The following is a 20,273-nucleotide window of genomic DNA, read 5'->3' on the forward strand; positions in this document are numbered from 1 at the left end:
CAGGCTAATTTACTGCCCCGCCGAGGTTGGGTTTGTGATATGATTTTGCGGTTTTTTCAGCGTCCCGACCGACCGGTTTTGAGACGCTTGCGTTTTGTCACCATCGCCGCCGAAAGCGGCGTCGCTGAACAGAGGAATTGCAGGGTTATATGGGTGATTTAGCCAAAGAGATCCAGCCGATCAATATCGAGGATGAACTGAAACAGTCCTACCTCGATTACGCCATGAGCGTCATCGTCGGCCGAGCGCTGCCGGATGTGCGCGACGGCCTCAAGCCGGTTCATCGCCGGGTACTTTTTGCGATGCACGAGCTGGGTAATGATTGGAACAAGCCCTATAAGAAATCGGCCCGTGTGGTCGGTGACGTGATCGGTAAATACCACCCACACGGTGATTCAGCGGTTTACGACACCATCGTCCGGATGGCGCAGCCGTTCTCGATGCGTTACATGCTGGTCGATGGCCAGGGCAACTTCGGTTCCATCGATGGCGATTCCGCCGCAGCGATGCGATACACCGAGGTGCGGATGGCCAAGATCTCCCATGAGATCCTGTCCGATCTGGAAAAAGAGACCGTCGATTACGTTCCCAACTATGACGGCACCGAACTGATCCCCGAGGTGATGCCGACCCGGGTGCCGAACCTGCTGGTTAACGGCTCCTCCGGTATCGCGGTGGGTATGGCGACCAATATCCCTCCCCATAACTTGGGTGAGGTGGTCCGCGGTACGATCGCATTGATCGACAATCCTGAGCTGGATGTGGATCAGTTGATGGAATACATCCCAGGTCCGGATTTTCCGACCGCTGGAATCATCAACGGCCGTGCCGGTATCCTGCAGGCCTATCGTACCGGCCGTGGTCGTATCTATATGCGGGCCAAGTATCACGTCGAAGAGGATCCCAAGAATGGCAAGCCGTCGATCGTGGTTACCGAGATTCCGTATCAGGTCAACAAGGCGCGCCTGATCGAGAAGATCGCCGAGCTGGTCAAAGACAAGAAGATCGAGGGCATTACCGAGCTGCGTGACGAATCCGACAAGGACGGCATGCGGATCGTGATCGAGCTGCGTCGCGGTGAAGTGCCGGAGGTGGTGGTCAACAACCTCTACGCTCACACCCAGATGGAGAACGTGTTCGGCATCAACGTGGTGGCGCTGGTCGATGGCCAGCCAAAGACGCTGAACCTGAAAGAACTGCTTGAAGCCTTCGTTCGCCATCGTCGCGAAGTAGTGACCCGCCGGACCCTGTTCGAGCTGCGTAAGGCCCGTGAGCGTGGACACATCCTTGAAGGCCTAGCGGTAGCGCTGGCCAACATCGATCCGGTTATCGAGTTGATCAAGCAGTCCAGCACCTCGGCTGAAGCTAAAGAAAAGCTGATAGCGACGCCTTGGCTGCCGGGTAATGTGACCGAAATGCTGGAGCGCGCCGGTTCCGATGCCTGTCGTCCGGATGATTTGCCGAGCCACTTCGGGATTGTTGATGGTCACTATCACCTGTCACCGGCTCAGGCCCAGGCGATTCTGGATCTGAAGCTGCACCGCCTGACCGGAATGGAACAGGACAAGCTGATTGCCGAATACAAGCAGCTGCTGGAAAAGATCGCCGAACTGCTGGAGATCCTGGGCAGCACCGTGCGCCTGATGGAAGTGATTCGTGAAGAGCTTGAGAAGATCGTTGAAGAGTACGGTGACGAGCGCCGTACCGAGATTATGGCCTCGCGTCAGGATCTGACCATCGCTGATCTGATCACCGAAGAGGATATGGTGGTGACTATCTCCCACGGTGGTTACGCCAAGACCCAGCCGTTGGATACCTACCAAGCCCAGCGGCGTGGTGGCAAGGGCAAGTCGGCGTCAGCGATTAAAGATGAAGACTTCATCGAGCACCTGCTGGTTGCCAACACCCACGACACCATTTTGTGCTTTACCAACCGAGGCAAGGTGTATTGGCTTAAGGTTTACGAGATCCCGCCGGCCAGTCGGACCTCCCGAGGCCGTCCAATCGTGAATATTCTGCCGTTGGAAGAGGGTGAGCGGATCACCACCATCTTGCCGGTCGATGAATACAGCGAAGACCGCTTCGTCTTTATGGCGACAGCGGGCGGTACGGTCAAGAAGACTCCGCTGATCAACTTCTCCCGCCCCCGTAGCTCCGGCCTGATTGCATTGGGTCTGGATGAGGGCGACACCCTGATCGGTGCGGCGATCACCGAAGGTGACCAGGAAGTGATGCTGTTCTCCGATGCCGGCAAGGCGGTTCGCTTCAAGGAGGAGCTGGTCCGGCCGATGAGCCGTCAGGCCCGTGGCGTGCGCGGTATCACGGTTGAAGGTGAAGATCGCGTGATTGCGCTGATCATTCCGGCCGAAGGTGGCCGTATTTTGACCGCCAGTGTTAACGGTTACGGCAAGATGACCCCGATCGATGATTTCCCGACTAAAGGGCGTGGCGGCAAGGGCGTAATCGCGATGACCCTGTCCGAGCGTAACGGTCATCTGGTTGGAGTCGAGCAGGTGTTCGAAGGAGATGAGGTGATTCTGATCTCTGACCAGGGCACTCTGGTCCGTACCCGTACCGACGAGATTTCGGTGCAGAGCCGCAACACTCAGGGTGTTACCCTGATTCGAGTGGCAGCCGATGAGAAACTGGTGGGTACCGCCCGGGTTGAAGAGCCGGAAGACGATGGCTCGGATGCTCTTGACTCTGCTGAATCAGATCAGCTCGAGGCCGATGCGGATCGGGCGACTGAGGCTGGTGACAACGCTGTGAGTGAAAGCGATGACTAAGTTAGAACAGGAGCTGGGCAAGCTTCGCGATGAGATCGACAGTATCGATCGGCAGGTGCTGGAGCTGGTCAGCGAGCGGGCCCGTTGTGCGCAACGGGTAGCTGATGCCAAGCAGGAGCACTCGGAAACCGAAGCCGATGCGGTGTTTTATCGTCCTGAGCGGGAAGCCCAGGTGCTGCGTCGGATTATGGAGCGCAATGGTGGGCCGTTGGGCGATGAGGAGGTTGCACGAATCTTCCGTCAGGTGATGTCCTCCTGCCTGGCGCTCGAGCAGCCGATGCATATCGCGTTCCTCGGCCCGGAAGGCACCTTTACCCAGCAGGCCGCGCTGAAGCACTTCGGGGCGTCGGTGATCAGCGTCCCGTTGGGTTCGATCGATGAGGTGTTCCGCGAAGTGGAATCCCGCGCTGCCCACTATGGAGTGGTGCCGATTGAGAACTCTACCGAGGGGATGGTTCACCACACTCTGGATATGTTCCGCCAGTCGGATCTGAAGATCTGTGGCGAGGTCGAGCTGCGTATCCATCAGCATCTGCTGGCCGCCGAGGGCGTCGATCTTGAGGGCGTTACCCGGATCTACTCCCACCAGCAGTCGTTGGCTCAATGTCGTCGCTGGCTCGATGCCCGCTACCCGGCGGTTGAGCGGATTGCGGTCAGCTCCAATGCCGAGGCAGCCCGCCGTGCTGCCGACGAGAAAGATGACAATGTGGTAGCGATCGCCGGTGATATGGCGGCCGAGTTGTACAACCTGAATATTGTTGCCGAGACGATCGAAGATCAGCCCGACAACACCACCCGCTTCCTGGTAGTCGGTCATCAGCTGAGTGGCCCGAGCGGTAAAGACAAAACCTCGATGTTGATCGCCGCCCGCAATAAGCCCGGTGCGCTCTATCACTTGCTGGAGCCATTCCATCGTTACGGTATCAGTCTGACCCGGCTGGAAACGCGTCCCTCCGGAATCGCGACCTGGGGCTATATCTTCTATCTGGATTGCGAAGGCCACTTCAGCGATGAGCCGATCCAGTCGGTGATGAAAGAGCTGGCCGACGATACGCTGGAGCTGAAACTGCTGGGCTCATACCCGCAGGCGGTGCTCTAAGCTGGCGGTACTGATCCAGAAAGACCATACCGACTGAGCGAGTAATTAAAGAAGGAAATCAAACGTGAGCTGCGATTATCTAGCGCTGGCCGCAGCCGGCGTACAAAAACTGCATCCCTACGTCCCGGGTAAGCCGGTCGATGAGCTCGAGCGCGAGCTGGGGCTGAGCAACATCGTCAAATTGGCCAGCAACGAAAATCCACTGGGCCTGAGCGATTCGGTCAAGCAGGCGATCCAGGCGGAATTCGATGAGGGTTGCCGTTATCCCGACGGGAACGGTTTTGTGCTCAAGCAGGCGCTGGTGAATAAGTTTGGCGTCGAGCTGGATCAGATCACCCTCGGTAATGGCTCCAACGATGTGTTGGAGCTGATCGCGCGGGCTTTTCTTAGTCGCGAATCGGAAGTGATTTTCTCTCAGCATGCGTTCGCTGTTTATCCCATCGTAACCCAGGCTGTTGGGGCCAAGGCGGTGGTGACACCGGCGAAGAACTGGGGGCACGACCTGGATGCGATGGCCGAAGCGATCACCGCTGCGACCCGACTGATCTTTATCGCCAACCCGAACAATCCCACCGGAACCTGGTTGAGTGAAACCCAGTTGCGGGCGTTTCTGGACAAGGTGCCGGCGACGGTGTTGGTGGTGTTGGACGAAGCCTATACTGAGTATGTTGACGAAGCCGAGTTCCCCAACGGCGTCGAGCTGCTTAGCGACTATTCCAACCTAATCGTGACTCGAACCTTCTCCAAGGCCTATGGCTTGGCTTCGCTGCGGGTTGGATACGGCTTGTCGAATCCACAGGTGGCGGATCTGCTCAACCGTGTGCGTCAGCCGTTCAATGTAAATAGCTTTGCGTTGGCCGCTGCGGCCGCCGTGCTGGAAGATAGCGATTATTTGGCTCGCAGTGTTGAGGTTAACCGCCTTGGCATGGCGCAGCTGGAGCAGGGGTTCAAAGCGCTGGGGCTTGAGTATATCCCGTCGGTAGGAAACTTTATTTCGCTGGACCTTGGGCGCCCGGCTGGGCCGATCTATCAGTCCTTGCTTGAGCGGGGAGTGATTGTACGTCCGGTGGCGAACTACGAGATGCCGAATCATCTGCGGATCAGTATCGGTTTGGAAACCGAGAACCAGGCCTTGCTGGATGCCTTGGTCCAGGTGCTGAAGTCGTGAATCCCCAGGTAGACAGGCTGTTGGTTATCGGCCTGGGCCTGATCGGTGGCTCCTTCGCGCTGGGGTTGAAGCAGCGAGGCTGCTGTCGAACGGTTATCGGCTATAACCGCAATCAGGATACCTTGGACAAGGGGTTGCGGTTAGGGATTATCGATGAGGCCGCCACCGATCTAGAGGCGGCCGTTCGCAGCGCAGACGTCATCATGCTGGCCGTACCGGTCAAGGTGATGGAGTCGGTGATGGCGCAGATCAGTCCATGGTTGCGCTCGGATACGATCTTGACCGACGCCGGTAGCGCCAAGGGTAATGTGGTCCGTGCGGCAGAACAGGTTTTTGGCGAAATTCCCCCCCTGTTTGTTCCTGGTCATCCGATCGCCGGCTCTGAAAAAAGTGGGGTGACGGCGGCCAAATCGGATCTGTATGAACGCCATAAGGTGATTTTGACCCCGCTGGCACAGACTGATCGCAATGCTCTGAAGCTGATTCACTCACTGTGGGAAGCTTTGGGGGCCGAAGTTCACCATATGGATGTGCCGCGGCACGATGAGGTGTTGGCGGCGACCAGTCATCTTCCCCATCTACTGGCGTTCTCGCTGGTAAATACTCTGGCCAACGACCGAGAGAATCGCGATATCTTCCGTTATGCCGCTGGTGGCTTTCGTGACTTTACCCGTATTGCCGCCAGTGACCCGATCATGTGGCACGATATCTTCTTAGCCAACCGTGACGCTACCTTGAAGGTGCTCGACGAGTTTACCGACGGGCTGGCCGAATTACGCGACGCGGTGGCCCGCTCCGATGGTGAGGCTATGCTGGGTGTCTTTACCCGCGCTAAGTCAGCCCGCGATCATTTCACCAAAATTTTGTCTGGAACAGCATACTCTTTACCTATGAACGACAACGTGATTTTCAAAGTACAGCCCGGCGGAAAAGTGCAGGGTCAGATTCGAGTGGCCGGCGACAAGTCGATGTCTCACCGATCCATCATGCTGGGTGCGCTGGCTGAAGGTGTTACCGATGTGGAAGGGTTCTTGGAAGGTGAGGACGCATTGGCAACCTTGCAGGCGTTCCGCGATATGGGCGTGGTGATCGAAGGCCCGACCCAGGGGCGGGTGCGTATCCACGGGGTTGGCATGCAGGGGCTGAAGCAGCCGCCCGGGCCGCTATATCTGGGCAACTCCGGAACTGCGATGCGACTGTTTGCCGGATTGCTGGCGGGGCAGGATTTTGACACCGAGCTGACCGGTGATGAATCGCTGAGCAAACGGCCAATGGAACGTGTGGCTGAGCCGCTGCGGCAGATGGGTGCCTGGATCGTCACTGGTCCTGAAGGCTGTCCGCCGATCAAGATCGTTGGCGGACAATCGTTGAAAGGGATCGACTACCAGATGCCGATGGCCAGTGCGCAGGTTAAGTCCTGCGTGCTGCTGGCTGGTCTGTACAGTGACGGCGAGACGTCGACTACCGAGCCGGCGCCAACCCGTGACCATACCGAGCGGATGCTGACCGGTTTTGGCTATCCGGTTGAGTGTGACGGAGCTACTGCGCGAGTCCAGGGTGGTGGCAAGATGACCGCCGCCAAGATTGATGTGCCGGCTGATATCTCATCAGCGGCGTTCTTTATGGTCGCCGCTTCGATCGCGCCGGGTTCCGACCTGCTACTGGAGCACGTGGGTATCAATCCGACCCGGATCGGCGTTATCAACATTCTGCGCCAGATGGGCGCTGACCTGACCCTGAGCAACGAGCGCGATGTCGGTGGTGAGCCGGTTGCTGATATCAGAATCCGTTACGCCCCGTTGAAAGGGATTCAGATTCCGGAAGATCAGGTGCCGCTGGCGATCGACGAGTTCCCGGTGCTGTTCATTGCGGCCGCCTGTGCTGAAGGAACCACGATCTTGACCGGTGCTGAAGAGCTGCGGGTCAAGGAGAGTGATCGGATTCAGGCGATGGTCGACGGCTTGAGCGCCCTTGGGGTTCAGGTTGAAGGGACCCCCGATGGGGCGATCATTCAGGGCGGCGGCCTGCAAGGCGGTCGCGTGAACAGCCTCGGTGATCACCGGATAGCGATGGCGTTTGCCGTTGCTGGACTGCGGGCCGAGGGTGAGATTGTGATCGACGACTGCGCCAATGTAGCCACCTCCTTCCCGAACTTTGTCGAGCTGGCCAAGCAGGTCGGTCTGAATCTGCGGATCGGAGGCTGAGCATGATCGAGCAGCAGGTTCCCGTTATTACCATCGATGGGCCTAGTGGCTCGGGTAAGGGTACGCTGGCCAAGCTGATCGCCACCGAGTTGGGATTTGCGCTACTCGACAGTGGTGCGCTCTACCGGGTGCTGGGTCAGGCGGCGCTGAAGCATTCAGTTGCGCTGGATGACGAGGCGGCATTGGCGGCAGCGGCGGAATCGCTGGATCTGCGCTTCGAGGTCAGTGATGCCGAAGAAGGGGTCAAGGTGATTCTGGAAGGCGACGATGTTAGTCGTCAGATCCGTACCGAGCAGGCCGGAGCTACCGCGTCGGTGGTTGCGGCGATTCCGGCGGTCCGAACCGCTTTGCTTCAGCGACAGCGGGATTTTGCCAGTTTACCGGGCCTGGTTGCCGATGGGCGTGATATGGGAACTGTCGTGTTTCCGCGTGCCGCAGCCAAGTTTTTTCTCACCGCTAGTGCCGAAGAGAGGGCTCAGCGTCGCTATAAGCAATTGATAGAAAAAGGCTTTGATGCTAGTCTCCCGGTCATTCTGGAAGAGGTGAAGGCGCGGGATGCTCGGGATATGGGGCGGGCTGTAGCACCCTTAAAACCGGCAGAAGATGCGCTCGTGCTGGACAGCACCCAGTTGTCGATCGAGCAGGTCCGGGAACAGGTTGTTGAACAGTTAAACCGGTTGGGCATCGGTAGGGCTTGATAAGTTTCGACTTTGTTCCCCTGGAGCAGGTTGAAACCACAAACAGCGTCTATACTCTTGTTTGTTAACGCATAGTCAAACTAAACCTTTGTAAATCAATTGGATCAGTTTGACAGTAAGAGAGCGTTATAACGGTAGTAGGGCCTGCTTTAGACTAAGAGCTGTTGGACGTTGGCCGGTTTTTTGGTCAAAATTTCCGATCCGGGTCTAAGCAGGTAGTAAGCGTTATTAGAAAGCCGCTTTCTGTTAGAGGAAGACCATGACAAAGTCCGAACTGATTGAACGCCTGATAAACAGGCATCAACATCTCTCAGTAAAAGATGTAGAACTGGCCGTTAAGACGATGCTCGATCATATGACCGAGTCCCTGTCCCAGGGGGAGAGGATCGAGATTCGAGGATTTGGTAGTTTTTCGTTGCACTTTAGGGCTCCGCGTACAGGTCGTAACCCGAAAACAGGTGAGTCGGTTGAGTTGGGGGCCAAGTACGTCCCTCACTTCAAGCCCGGCAAGGATCTGCGTGAGCAGGTAAACGAAAGCATGAAACGATATCCCTGATGGGGAATAACTAGAGGCTTAACTTGTGCGGGTAATCAAAGCCATACTTATCGCCGCTGCGGCGCTGCTGTTGCTGTTGCTCGGTGTGCTGCTAACGGTAAATAACCAACAACAGATCGCTGTGGATCTGGTTTTCTTCCAGTTCCCTGAAGCGAGTATTGCGCGCTGGCTGCTGCTGAGCTTTTTCATGGGCGTAGTGGTTAGCTTTATTGTTGGTGGAGTCACTCTGATGGCGTTGAAGGCCCGTCTGGGTCAGGCGCGTCGCTCGGCAACCAAGTACGAGCGCGAACTCGATAAGCTGCGGACGGTACATCTGAATCAGCCCGGCTAGTCATGGCTGATTACTATCTGCTGATACCGCTGGTACTGGCGCTTGCTATTGGTTGGTGGCTGGGCCGGCGGGAACGCTCAAAGGATCGGTTGGATCGCTACCAGGCCAGCTTTGGTAGCGAATACTTCTCCGGCCTCAATCATCTAATTGATAATCACACGGATGCCGCTATCGAGAGCTTTATCAAGGCGCTCGAGCATGACAGTGGTACGGTGCCCGTGCGTCTGGCCTTGGGTACCTTGTTTCGGCGTCGAGGTGAGGTACAGCGAGCGATCTCGCTGCATCAGGAGGTGCTGGCGTTCGAGGATCTTACCCCTCTAGAATCCTGTCAGGCCCGGCTGGCTCTGGCGCAGGATTATTTTTCTGCCGGCTTGCAGGATCGAGCCGAATCGCTGCTATTGGAAATCATCGATTCCGGAGCCTCAGGAGAGATGCGCGATGAGGCCCTAAGGTTGTTGGTCAAGCTGTACCAGCGAGAGAGCGACTGGGAGAGGGCGCTGGAAACAAGCCTGCTACTGAGCCGCGATAACGAAGATGTTCATCAGCAACAAGCGCATTATTGTTGTGAACTGGCGCAGTTGCATTTGAATCAGCAGCAGGTTGATCAATCACAGCAGTGGTTGGTGCGGGCGCTAAAATACGATCCGGGATGTGTTCGGGCTTTGTTGATCCAGGCCCGAGCTAGGATGCTGCAGAGCAACTGGAAGGCGGCCATTCGTAGTCTACGCAAGGTCGAACAGCAGGATCCTGGGTTTGTTTCCGAAGCGGTACCGTTGTTGGTTGAATGCTATCAGAACTTGAATCAGCCCAAGGCGCTTAGGTCGACCCTGGAGCAGAGTTATCAGCAGTCACCCGCGACCACTTCGTTGTTGGCCATTACCGATCTGAAGCAGGCCGAAGACGGGCATTATCAAGCGGCTACTTACATTGCCGAGCAGCTGAAGCGCAGACCGTCGGTTAAAGGTTTTAATCGATTGATCGATCTGCAGTTGGCGTACGTGCCGGATCAGGCTCGGGACAGCTTATTGGTTCTCAGGGGGTTGACCGGTCAGTTACAGCAATCCAACCCAGTCTACCGGTGTCGACAGTGCGGCTTCTCTGGACGGGAGTTGCATTGGTTGTGCCCGAGTTGTCGCCACTGGGGTTCGGTTCGTCCCATCCAAGGGCTCGAGGGCGAATAGTTCAGCTCGGTTTAGGTTTTTTATTTTGGAGTTGTTATGAGTCAATCAGGTTCTAGCATCATTGTTGCGCTGGACTATCCGTCCATGGAGCAGGCGCTGGAGATGGCTGCGCGTTTGGATCCGGCTTTGTGTCGGGTCAAGGTGGGCAAGGAGTTGTTTACCCGCAGTGGGCCGGCAGTTGTTGAAGCGCTTCAGGCAAGAGGCTTTGAGGTTTTTCTCGATCTGAAATTTCATGATATCCCCAATACCACGGCCAAGGCGGTGCTGGCTGCTGCGGAGATGGGGGTCTGGATGGTCAATGTGCACGCCTCAGGTGGTCAGCAAATGATGGAGGCTGCCAGAAATGAGCTTGAGAAGATTAGTGGCCCTCGACCGTTGTTGATCGCCGTGACGGTGCTGACCAGTATGCAGGCGCAGGATCTGCATCAGATCGGACTTCAGCGCGAGCCGCTGGAGCAGGTAGAACACTTGGCTCGCTTGACTCAGCAGAGTGGCCTGGATGGTGTCGTCTGCTCGGCTCAGGAGGCTGGGCTGCTTAAAGGGGCGCTGGGTGAATCCTTTAAGCTGGTTACGCCGGGTATCCGGCCTTTGGGGGCGGATGTGGGTGATCAGCAGCGCATCATGACACCGGCAAAGGCGATTGCTGCCGGAAGTGATTACCTTGTGATGGGGCGGCCGATAACCCAGGCTGCGGACCCGATAGCCGCGCTTGAGTCGGCATTGGCGGAGATTCGTCCGCTAGGCTAGACTGTGGTCGTCCAGTGAAGGACAGTCGCTGTCGTTCGACAGCGATTTGGCATTTAAAGGCATGTCTGCCTTTAAATGCGTCATCAATACTCACTAAGGAGAGTGATTATGCTTCAAGGATTGAAGTGTTGTCTGCTGGCGCTGCTGCTAGCGCTGTCGTTACCCGCATCTGCCGCTTTGGACCTGAATAGTGCTACTGCTGAGCAGTTGGCTGAGCAGTTGCAGGGTATCGGAATGGCCAAAGCGCAGGAGATAGTTCGCTACCGTCAGGACAACGGTCCTTTTGCTTCGGTTGAACAGCTGGTTGAAGTCAAAGGGATCGGGACTGTTTTGCTGGAGAAAAACCGCCAGCATTTGACCGTGGAACTGCCAGCTGCGGCAAAATAGAGTGCGGGCTTAAAGCTGTGTCAGTATTGCAACGGGGCTGAAGGCCCCGTTTTTTGTCGTGCTGAGGGTGGTGTCTCGGTTAGATTATCCAGCCAGCTTCTGGCTTTGTTGCTCCAGTCTTCGTTTGATCTCTAGGTAGCGAGGTGTCTGCCCTACGTCTTCGTAGACCGGGTCACCCTCCTCAATCCGGATAACCCTTGAACCCTTTTTATAGGGCATCTTCTGCTCCACTTCTTTCAGGGAGCTGCTGATCAGGTTGGCGATGATGTCCTCTAAGGGCAGTCCGTATAGCTCGGCCAAAGCTTCGAGCTTGAACACATCGTCACGGCAAACGTCGATTTCATAACTGACTTGCGGATGATGCTCTACCAAGTGTTTTTCCCAGGCTTCAAGCATCTGACTGATCGGGCTATTGGGCATGCTGAACTCCTGTGTACTAACGATGTCTCTTTCAGTCTAGACACGAAAATGCCGTAGAGCTGACGCTTTTGGTGATCGCAACAGTAACTTTTGTTGCTAATGAGAGGGTCAGCCCCTTTTATCGACTAAAGCAGCAAATTATAATTAACCGTTTTTTACTCAAACAATTGGTGAGATAAATCCATGGCAATTGAACGTACCCTTTCCATCATCAAGCCCGACGCCGTCGCTAAGAACGTTATCGGTAAGATCATCAGCCGCTTTGAAACCAACGGTCTGAAGATCGTCGAAGCCAAGATGCTGACCCTGAGCCGTGAACTGGCTGAGGGCTTCTACGCCGAGCACAAAGGTCGTCCTTTCTTTGAAGACCTGGTTAAGTTCATGACTTCTGGCCCGGTGGTTGTTCAGGTTTTGGAAGGTGAAAACGCCATCGCCAAAAACCGTGAGCTGATGGGCGCGACTAACCCGCAGGAAGCTGCTGAAGGCACTATTCGTGCTGACTTTGCGGACACCATCGATGCCAATGCGGTTCACGGTTCCGACTCTCCGACTTCAGCCGAGCGTGAAGTCAACTACTTCTTCGGCGGCTAATACCGCTGTGCGCGCAGAGCCAGGCTCTGCGCGCCTGTTACCCCTTTGAGCTGTTGTTATATGAGTCAGTCTGCTGAAAAGATAAATCTGCTGGGCCTGTCGAAAAGCAAAATGGAAGAGTTTTTCGAGAGTATCGGCGAAAAGAAGTTTCGTGCCACTCAGGTGATCAAGTGGATCCACCAGGGCGGGGTCGGTAGCTTCGATGAGATGACCAACGTCAGCAAGGCCTTGCGCACCAAGCTGGCCGAGGTGGCTGAGATTAGAGCGCCCGAAGTGGTCTACCACGACTACTCCAAGGACGGCACCCGTAAATGGGTGTTGCGTTTGGATGGGGGGAGTTCGGTCGAGACGGTACTGATCCCAGAAGGGGATCGAGCCACGTTGTGCGTATCCTCCCAGGTGGGTTGTTCGCTGGATTGCAGCTTCTGCTCCACAGGTAAGCAGGGCTTCAATCGTAATTTGACGGCAGCTGAGATTATCGGGCAGCTTCGGGTGGCGATTCTATCGTTCGGACCGGTGGTGCTTAAGTCGGATCAGCGTCGGGTCACCAATGTCGTACTGATGGGTATGGGTGAGCCGTTGATGAACTTTGAGCCGGTGGTCGATGCGATGTCTTTGATGATGGAAGACAATGCATACGGGCTCTCCAAGCGTCGCGTGACCCTGAGTACCGCCGGCTTGGTTCCCGGTATCGACCGCCTTGGCGAAGTCACCGATGTCTCTTTAGCCTTGTCGTTGCATGCCCCCAATGATGAGCTTCGCAACGAACTGGTGCCGTTAAACCGTCGTTATCCGATTCAGGAGGTTCTGGCTTCCACCAAGCGGTATCTGTCCCATTGTGCAGATAAGCGGGTGATTACGATCGAATACACCATGATCGATGGGGTGAATGATCAGCCGGAGCACGCGCGGGAGTTGGTTCATCTACTGCGGGAGTTCCCTTGCAAGCTGAACCTGATACCGTTCAACCCATTCCCTAACTCGGGTTATCGTCGCTCACGTTCGGCGGCGGTCGAGCGCTTCAAAGAGATCACCACCAAGGGTCGGATCATAACGACGATTCGCAGTACCCGTGGTGATGATATCGACGCAGCTTGCGGCCAACTGGTGGGTCAGGTTGACGACCGCACAAGGCGTAGTGAAAAATACATCCCGGTTGTACAGGAAGTCTCCGCTCAAGGGTCTTAATCGAGGAAATTGCGTGAAGCTAACAGGCGCTCTATTGGTCGCGGTATTGGTGCTGTCAGGGTGTGCTACCCAGAGTAATTCCACTTACAAGCAAAAGTCGATGCCCGAACGGATAGACGCCTGGAATAACGTCGCCCGTGAATACATTCGCTTGCAGCAGTATGAAGACGCCAAGCGTCCCCTGAAACAGGCGTTGGATATCGATCCGAAGGCGGCTAACTCCTTGATGTTGATGGCCTACGTCTTTCAACGTCAGGGTGAAAGCGTGATAGCCGATGATTATTACCGGCAGGCGCTGAAGAGTTCACCCTCCGATGCCAGTGTGAATAACAATTACGGTATCTTTCTGCTGACCGAACAGCGCTACAGCGAGGCCTGTCAATACCTGGCTAAAGCCGCCAATACCCCGCTCTATGATCAGCGCACTAGTGCACTGGAAAATCTGGCGAGCTGTTATGCCTATGCCGGGGATATCGACGAGGCAGAGCAGACCTATCACCAGGTGTTGCGATTGAATCCCAATTCACCGAATGCGCTGATCGAGTTGGGTGCGATTGAGTATGAGCGCCAGCAATACGGTCAGTCTTACCAGTACTTTGAGCAGTTCTCGACCCTGGTCCGTTTGCGCCAGACCGAGCACAGCGCCAAGAGCCTATATCTGGGTATTTTGTTGGCACGCGAAAACAGCGATCCGGCCAAGGCGGCCACGTATGCACTGTTGCTCAAGAATATGTATCCCGATTCGGTTGAATATCAGCGCTATAAGGAGTCTCGGTAGTGGCTGAATCTCTCACTTCTCAGGATTCGGTCGAGGAATCGCTCGGCCAACCTAACCCGGGTGAACGTCTACGCCAAGCGCGTGAACAGCAGCAGCTAAGTCTGGCGGATGTGTCAGAGCGGCTGAAGCTAAGCGAGACGCAGCTTGAGGCGCTTGAAAACGGAGATATACAAAAACTCCCGGGCTTGGCTTTTGTACGGGGGTATCTGCGAGGCTACAGCAAATTGCTGGGGCTCGATGCAGATCAACTGGTCGAAGAGTTCAATGCCCTTCACGGTGGCGCGCCGCAAAGCAATGTGACCAGCATTAACCGGGTCAAACCTCAGGCGCAGATGGGCGATCCGATGCTTCGGATCTCTGTGATCATCTTCGTGCTGGCACTGATCGGTACCAGTATCTGGTGGTGGCAAACCCAGATGGGGGCTGAAACCGAAGCGCCGATGCTTGATCGTACAGCCGCCGAGCAGGCGGTCACCAGTCAACCCGACAACGAAGCGCAGGTGATCCGGGGAAGCGTCGATGCGCCTGCGCCTGAAAGCCCCGCAGAGCCGTTGCAAGCTGCTGATCCTTCCAGCGATGAGGTTGCTGTTGGTGAGAACGGTGTCGAGGAGGGGACTGCCGCTGAGGAAGAGCCGCGTTACTTGAGCGATGAAGAGATCGCAGCCCTGGCACGTCAGATGGAACAGCAGTCTCAGGGTTCGGCTTCGGAGACAGGGTCCGAACCTCAAGCTGATTCGGCTACCGAGCCTGCCGATACGGCAGCTACTAGTGCCGGTGAGGCGGGCTCGGAACCATTGCTATTGGTTCGATTTAATGCAGAGTGCTGGGTCAGTATCAAAACTGCTGACGGCAAGACCATCTTCGCCAGTTTGATGCAGGCCGGTAATGTGCTGGAGCGTAAACTGGATAACCTACCTGTCGAGCTGCTGCTGGGCCAGAGTGCCTCGATCGAGACGGCTGAGTTCCGCGGGCTGCCGTTGCCGGTTGAACAGAGCAGCAATAAGGGCGTGGCCCGCTTGACCCTCGAATAAAGATTTTCATTTTTAGTTAGGATTTTTACCTTGGCAAAAATTCAAGCCATCCGTGGCATGAACGATATTCTCCCGGATCAGACTCCGGTTTGGCGTTATCTGGAAAGTACTGTTGAGCAGGTGCTGGGGCAGTACGCGTACAGCGAGATTCGCTTTCCGATCGTTGAGAAAACCGAGCTTTTTAAGCGCTCTATCGGTGAAGTAACCGATATCGTTGAAAAAGAGATGTACACCTTTAACGACCGTAACGATGAAAGTCTGACCTTACGTCCTGAGGGTACCGCCGGTTGTGTGCGTGCAGGCGAAGAGAATGGGTTGCTTTACAACCAGGTTCGACGGCTGTGGTACAAGGGGCCGATGTTCCGCTACGAAAAGCCCCAGAAAGGGCGCTACCGTCAGTTCCACCAGATCGGGGTCGAAACCTTCGGTATGGCTGGGGCCGATATTGATGCTGAGGTGATTTTGATGTCGGCTCGGCTATGGCAGCAACTGGGCCTGTCAGAGCATGTGAATCTGCAACTGAATTCGCTCGGTAGTAATGAAGCACGCGCAGAGTATCGTGATGCGTTGGTCGCCTATCTGCAGCAGCATTTCGATCGCTTGGACGAAGACTCTCAGCGTCGGGTTGAGTCCAACCCGCTGCGGGTGCTGGATTCCAAAGATGAAACCACCCAGCAGATTCTGGCTGATGCGCCGGTGCTGAGTGATTATCTAGACGAGGACTCTCGCCGCCATTTCGAACAGCTTTGTGAGGCGTTGGATCTGGCTGGGGTCAGCTACGAAATCAACCCGCGATTGGTCCGCGGGCTGGATTACTACTGCAAGACCGTCTTTGAATGGGTCACCAATCGGCTGGGGGCGCAGGGTACTGTTTGTGCCGGCGGTCGTTACGATGGCTTGGTGAAACAGCTTGGTGGTCGACCAACTCCGGGTGTCGGCTTCGCCATGGGCGTGGAGCGTCTGGTATTGCTGCTGGAAACTCTCGAGCTGGTCCCCGAGCAGGTTCGTCGTCCGTTGGATCTCTACCTGGCTGCCGAGCATAAGGGCATGCAGCCGAAGCTGATCCATCTGGCTGAGCAATTGAGAGCGGCTGTGCCGGGATTGCGGTTGATGTCCCATTGCGGCGGCTTGAAGAACATCAATAACAAGGCGCGTCAAAGTGGAGCGCCTTGGGTTGTACTGCTGTCTGAATCTGAGGGTGAAGCGCAGCTGCGGGTCTGGAATAATGACCAGCCTGTTGACGGGTTGGTATTAGAAACCCTGATCGAACAATTGCAGCAAGAATTCGCTGCCTAACACTGAGTTAACGAGTTAAGGAGACACCGGGTGGCTGAACTGAGAACCGAAGAGGAACAGGTCGAAGCGATCAAGAATTGGTGGAAAGAGAATGGTCGCTCTACTGTCATCGGTGTGGCGGTTGCGGTAATTGCCGTATTCGGTTGGCGTGGATGGCAGGATCATCAGCGCCAAACGGCTGAAAACGCGTCGGTGCTGTACCAATCCATGGTAGAGAAGGCGCTGGTTCAGCCGGGCCAGACTCTTTCTGAAGAGGATCGAAAAAGCGCCGAGTACATGGCAAACCAGCTGAAATCGGACTATCAGTCCACCGGCTACGCCCAGTATGCCGCGCTGTGGTTGGCCAAACTCCAGGCGGACCAAGGAAAGCTGGACGCTGCCAAAGCCGAGCTGAAGTGGTTGGTAGAGCAGAAGCCCGAGGCCCCTATTGCACAGGTGGCTAAGTTGCGGATGTCACAATTGTTGTTGGCCGAAGGGGATGCCCAGGCCGCGCTGACCCAGCTGGGATCAGCGCCGGAAAAAGGCTTTGAGGCTGCTTACTTCGAGCTCAAAGGTGACCTGCTGAACGCGCTGGGTCGTGCTGCCGAAGCGCGTCAGGCATATCAGTCGGCGCAAGCCGCCGACAGTAGTAATGCTCGTCCGTTGATCGCGATGAAGAGTGGTGATCTTGCAGGTGCAGGTGAGTAACCATGAACAGATTTAACCCGCTTGGACTCCTGCTGCTGGTCGCTTTTCTTAGTGGCTGCGGTTTGTGGAGTAGTGAAGAGGAGATCGAGCCGGCGGAGCTGGAGTCGATCGTCTCCGAGTACCAGTTTAAGAAACTCTGGTCTACCCAGGTGGGTAGCGGACTGGGTGAGAAATACCACCAACTGCAGCCCGCGCTGTTGTCGAGCCGCATCTTTGCCGTGGACCATGAAGGAACCGTCGTTGCGGTGGAACGTGACAGCGGCAAGCTGGTTTGGAAGCAGGAACTTGAGCTACCGATCAGTGGTGGTGTCGGTATCGGTAACGGCCGTGTATTGGTCAGTGCCTACGACGGCCAGTTGGTTGCGCTGAGTGCGCTTGATGGTAGTGAAGCTTGGCGAGCGCAACTGAACAGCGAAGCAACCGCCCCGGTGCAGGTCTCGGCAGGGCTGGCGTTGGTGCAAACGATCGATGGTCAGGTCACCGCCTTTGATAGCCAAAGTGGTGCGCTGCGCTGGAGCTATTCGGCCCAGGAGCCTCTGCTGACATTGCGCGGCGACTCTGCGCCGTTGCTGACAGCCAATCGTGCCTATGTGGGGTTTTCCAGTGGCAAATTGGCGGCCTTGGATCTGGCCACCGGTGAACTGGTATGGGAGTCGCTGGTAACTCTTCCTGAAGGCCGAACAGAGCTCGAGCGAATCGTGGATATCGATGGTTCGTTGCTGCGAGATCAGGGGCTTATTTTTGCGGGTAGCTATCAGGGGCGGATCAGTGCGATCAGTGAGTCTGAGGGACGCCGTCTGTGGAGCTCACCGCTGTCGACCTTCCGTTCGCTGGCTCAAAATGGGTTGAACCTATTTGCCGTTGATGCCGAAGGTACGGTGGTCGCCTTCAGTAAGCGTAATGGTGATGAGCTGTGGAAGCAGGAGGCTCTATACTTCCGTCAGGTCAGCTCGCCGACGATTCTCGATGGCCTCGTTGCCGTTGGCGACTACGAAGGCTATATCCATCTGCTCGATCCAATTGATGGCCGCTTTGTCGGACGCCACCGGGCAGATTCGTCGGCGTTGTTGTCACCGCCATTAGGCGTTGAAGGGGTTCTCTATACCCTTAGTGACGACGGCACACTTTCGGCGCTACAGCTCCAGAAGAACTGATCTTTAGATCGGTAACCGATTTGATCTGAGGGGGCTTAAAGCCCTCTCTTTATTTATCTAGGACAAGAACATGGTTCCTGTGATCGCCCTGGTCGGGCGCCCTAATGTGGGTAAATCGACCCTGTTTAACCAGTTGACCCGTTCCCGTGATGCGCTGGTGGCAGACTATCCGGGGTTAACCCGTGACCGTAAGTATGGCCAGGGCAAGATGCTGGGGCGCGATTTCATGGTGATCGATACAGGTGGTATTAGCGGTGATGAGGAGGGGATCGACCATGTCATGGCGGAGCAGTCCCTGCTGGCCATCGATGAAGCCGATGCGGTGATCTTTCTGGTGGATGGGCGTTCAGGGTTAAATCCCGCCGATGAGATGATCGCCAACCATCTTCGATTAACCGATAAGCCCTACCATCTGGTGGTCAACAAAACCGATGGGGTAAATCCGGACGTGGCTATCGCCGACTTCTTTGAGTTGGGTCTCAGCCAGCCGCTACCAATTGCAGCATCCCATGGTCGTGGTGTGAAGAGTCTGATCGAGCTGGTGCTGGATGCGTTCCCTGAGCCTGAAGAGGCGCTGTCGGAAGAGGCGGATGAGAAAGGGATTCGAATCGCCGTTATCGGTCGGCCGAATGTGGGTAAGTCTACCTTGGTCAACCGGATGCTGGGCGAAGATCGGGTGGTGGTGTTCGACCAGGCTGGTACTACACGGGACAGTATTTATATCCCCTATACCCGGCAGGAGGGTGAGGAAGAGGTCCCCTATACCCTGATCGATACAGCCGGAGTGCGCCGCCGCAAGAATATCAAGGAAGCCGTGGAGAAGTTCTCCATCGTAAAGACCTTGCAGGCGATCAAGGATGCTCATGTTGTTATCGCCGTAATGGATGCCCAGGAAGGCCTGACCGAACAAGATCTGCATATGCTAGGTTTTGCACTGGAAGATGGACGGGCGTTGGTTATCGCAATCAACAAATGGGACGGTATGAGGCCAGATGATAAAGAGGATGTGAAAAAGCAGATCGACCGCCGCCTGGTGTTTGCGGATTTTGCCAATATCCACTTTATCTCGGCATTACACGGCTCCGGCGTCGGCAACCTTTATGATTCGGTGAAAGAGGCCTACCGGTCGGCGATGGCCAAGTTTTCTACCAGTAAACTGACCAAGTTGCTGGAAGATGTGGTGGCAGATCATCAACCGCCGCTGGTTCATGGTCGTCGAATTAAGTTGCGATACGCCCACCAGGGGGGATCAAACCCGCCGTTGTTTATCGTTCATGGCAATCAGACCGATCAGTTGCCCGATGCGTACAAGCGTTACCTGATCAACCGGTTTACCAAATACCTGCAGATTAAAGGCACTCCGGTTAGGTTCGAATTCAAGTCGAGCAAGAACCCCTTCGAAGGTAAAAAGAACGAACTGACACGCCGTCAGATTCAGAAGAAAGAGCGTATGGCTCAGTTCGTAAAGAAGTCGAAAAAGAAGAAAAAAAGCTAACTGAATTTGGGGCGATAAAACGACTTTGAAATTAATTTTAAAAAGTCGTTGACGGCAGTTCTTAGGTCTGTAGAATGCGCCCCCACGTTGTCGCTGAGGCGGTAACGGAGTCGGCCTCCCAGGTGATGTTTCGGTGTTACTGAGAGCCCTTTTTTCGAGCGGTTTTTCGAATGTTTTTTTTCGGAAAACGCAACGAAAAAAGATCGCAAATAAGCGTTGACTCACGGGTTTTGAGATGTATAATTTCGACCCTCGCTTGAGCAGCCGGACGGCGCCAAGCAACGCTCTTTAACAAATCGACCATGCAATTCGTGTGGGCACTTGCTGGGATAGGACAGCAGATATTCTTCGGAATATCACAAAGACTTATCAAAGTAAGTGACTCGTGAATTCATACGACACTATACGTACTTACGTTTAGTTAAGTTATTCCAGTTTTACTTTGAGCAAAAATTCGTTGGCTTCGGCTAACAACT

Annotated in this window: 19 protein-coding genes; 18 read left to right on the plus strand and 1 reads right to left on the minus strand. The window is 55.5% G+C overall.

The genetic code is table 11. The features are described from left to right. Positions 1-149: 149 nt before the first annotated feature. The 10 genes from gyrA (at position 150) to DV711_RS10705 (ending at position 11,157) form a co-directional block, all read left to right on the plus strand. Positions 150-2,786, plus strand: a complete 2,637-nt coding sequence (gene gyrA / locus DV711_RS10660) for a DNA gyrase subunit A (RefSeq protein WP_114695633.1) — start codon at positions 150-152, stop codon at positions 2,784-2,786. Further along, the gene (pheA, locus tag DV711_RS10665) at positions 2,779-3,885 is read left to right on the plus strand and encodes a prephenate dehydratase (protein WP_114695634.1); all 1,107 of its coding nucleotides are present in this window, start codon (positions 2,779-2,781) and stop codon (positions 3,883-3,885) included. Before gyrA ends, pheA begins: the two co-directional genes overlap by 8 nt. A gap of 64 nt (positions 3,886-3,949) precedes the next feature. Next, a complete protein-coding gene (gene hisC, locus DV711_RS10670; RefSeq protein ID WP_114695635.1) occupies positions 3,950-5,053 on the plus strand; it encodes a histidinol-phosphate transaminase in 1,104 nt (367 codons plus the stop codon). Next, the gene (locus DV711_RS10675) at positions 5,050-7,257 is read left to right on the plus strand and encodes a bifunctional prephenate dehydrogenase/3-phosphoshikimate 1-carboxyvinyltransferase (protein WP_114695636.1); all 2,208 of its coding nucleotides are present in this window, start codon (positions 5,050-5,052) and stop codon (positions 7,255-7,257) included. Before hisC ends, DV711_RS10675 begins: the two co-directional genes overlap by 4 nt. 2 nt (positions 7,258-7,259) lie before the next feature. Further along, positions 7,260-7,955 carry a (d)CMP kinase gene (cmk, locus tag DV711_RS10680; RefSeq protein ID WP_114695637.1) on the plus strand — a complete coding sequence of 232 codons (696 nt, stop codon included), beginning with the start codon at positions 7,260-7,262 and terminating at the stop codon, positions 7,953-7,955. 259 nt (positions 7,956-8,214) lie between these two features. Further along, a complete protein-coding gene (ihfB, locus tag DV711_RS10685) occupies positions 8,215-8,511 on the plus strand; it encodes an integration host factor subunit beta (RefSeq protein WP_114695638.1) in 297 nt (98 codons plus the stop codon). 25 nt (positions 8,512-8,536) lie between these two features. Then, positions 8,537-8,842: a LapA family protein gene (locus tag DV711_RS10690; protein ID WP_114695639.1), complete on the plus strand. Its 306-nt coding sequence runs from the start codon at positions 8,537-8,539 to the stop codon at positions 8,840-8,842. A gap of 2 nt (positions 8,843-8,844) precedes the next feature. Next, the gene (gene lapB / locus DV711_RS10695) at positions 8,845-10,023 is read left to right on the plus strand and encodes a lipopolysaccharide assembly protein LapB (RefSeq protein ID WP_114695640.1); all 1,179 of its coding nucleotides are present in this window, start codon (positions 8,845-8,847) and stop codon (positions 10,021-10,023) included. 36 nt (positions 10,024-10,059) lie between these two features. Further along, complete coding sequence (gene pyrF / locus DV711_RS10700; protein WP_114695641.1) at positions 10,060-10,770, plus strand: orotidine-5'-phosphate decarboxylase; 711 nt, start codon at positions 10,060-10,062, stop codon at positions 10,768-10,770. A gap of 108 nt (positions 10,771-10,878) precedes the next feature. Then, a complete protein-coding gene (locus DV711_RS10705) occupies positions 10,879-11,157 on the plus strand; it encodes a ComEA family DNA-binding protein (RefSeq protein ID WP_207802602.1) in 279 nt (92 codons plus the stop codon). A gap of 84 nt (positions 11,158-11,241) precedes the next feature. On the opposite strand, the gene DV711_RS10710 is transcribed toward DV711_RS10705, so the two are convergent. Then, positions 11,242-11,577, minus strand: a complete 336-nt coding sequence (locus tag DV711_RS10710; RefSeq protein ID WP_114695643.1) for a hypothetical protein — start codon at positions 11,575-11,577, stop codon at positions 11,242-11,244. A 183-nt stretch (positions 11,578-11,760) separates the two neighbouring features. Here DV711_RS10710 and ndk point away from each other — a divergent pair, with 183 nt between their 5' ends. The 8 genes from ndk (at position 11,761) to der (ending at position 19,797) form a co-directional block, all read left to right on the plus strand. Continuing rightward, the gene (gene ndk / locus DV711_RS10715) at positions 11,761-12,168 is read left to right on the plus strand and encodes a nucleoside-diphosphate kinase (protein WP_114695644.1); all 408 of its coding nucleotides are present in this window, start codon (positions 11,761-11,763) and stop codon (positions 12,166-12,168) included. Between the two features lie 60 nt (positions 12,169-12,228). Then, the gene (gene rlmN / locus DV711_RS10720) at positions 12,229-13,356 is read left to right on the plus strand and encodes a dual-specificity RNA methyltransferase RlmN (RefSeq protein WP_114695645.1); all 1,128 of its coding nucleotides are present in this window, start codon (positions 12,229-12,231) and stop codon (positions 13,354-13,356) included. Then, positions 13,247-14,134, plus strand: a complete 888-nt coding sequence (gene pilW, locus DV711_RS10725; protein ID WP_114695646.1) for a type IV pilus biogenesis/stability protein PilW — start codon at positions 13,247-13,249, stop codon at positions 14,132-14,134. Before rlmN ends, pilW begins: the two co-directional genes overlap by 110 nt. Further along, entirely contained in the window at positions 14,134-15,165 is a 1,032-nt protein-coding gene (locus DV711_RS10730; RefSeq protein ID WP_114695647.1) for a RodZ domain-containing protein, read from the plus strand. Before pilW ends, DV711_RS10730 begins: the two co-directional genes overlap by 1 nt. Before the next feature lie 57 nt (positions 15,166-15,222). Beyond that, the gene (gene hisS / locus DV711_RS10735) at positions 15,223-16,461 is read left to right on the plus strand and encodes a histidine--tRNA ligase (protein WP_243633795.1); all 1,239 of its coding nucleotides are present in this window, start codon (positions 15,223-15,225) and stop codon (positions 16,459-16,461) included. Positions 16,462-16,491: 30 nt separating this feature from the next. Continuing rightward, positions 16,492-17,148: a YfgM family protein gene (locus DV711_RS10740; RefSeq protein WP_114695649.1), complete on the plus strand. Its 657-nt coding sequence runs from the start codon at positions 16,492-16,494 to the stop codon at positions 17,146-17,148. 2 nt (positions 17,149-17,150) lie between these two features. Continuing rightward, positions 17,151-18,302 (plus strand): outer membrane protein assembly factor BamB, encoded by a 1,152-nt coding sequence (gene bamB, locus DV711_RS10745; RefSeq protein WP_114695650.1) that lies wholly within the window; start codon positions 17,151-17,153, stop codon positions 18,300-18,302. Between the two features lie 70 nt (positions 18,303-18,372). After that, the gene (gene der / locus DV711_RS10750; RefSeq protein WP_114695651.1) at positions 18,373-19,797 is read left to right on the plus strand and encodes a ribosome biogenesis GTPase Der; all 1,425 of its coding nucleotides are present in this window, start codon (positions 18,373-18,375) and stop codon (positions 19,795-19,797) included. Positions 19,798-20,273: the final 476 nt, after the last annotated feature.

This window comes from Motiliproteus coralliicola (genome assembly GCF_003345655.1).
Lineage (GTDB): Bacteria > Pseudomonadota > Gammaproteobacteria > Pseudomonadales > Balneatricaceae > Motiliproteus > Motiliproteus coralliicola.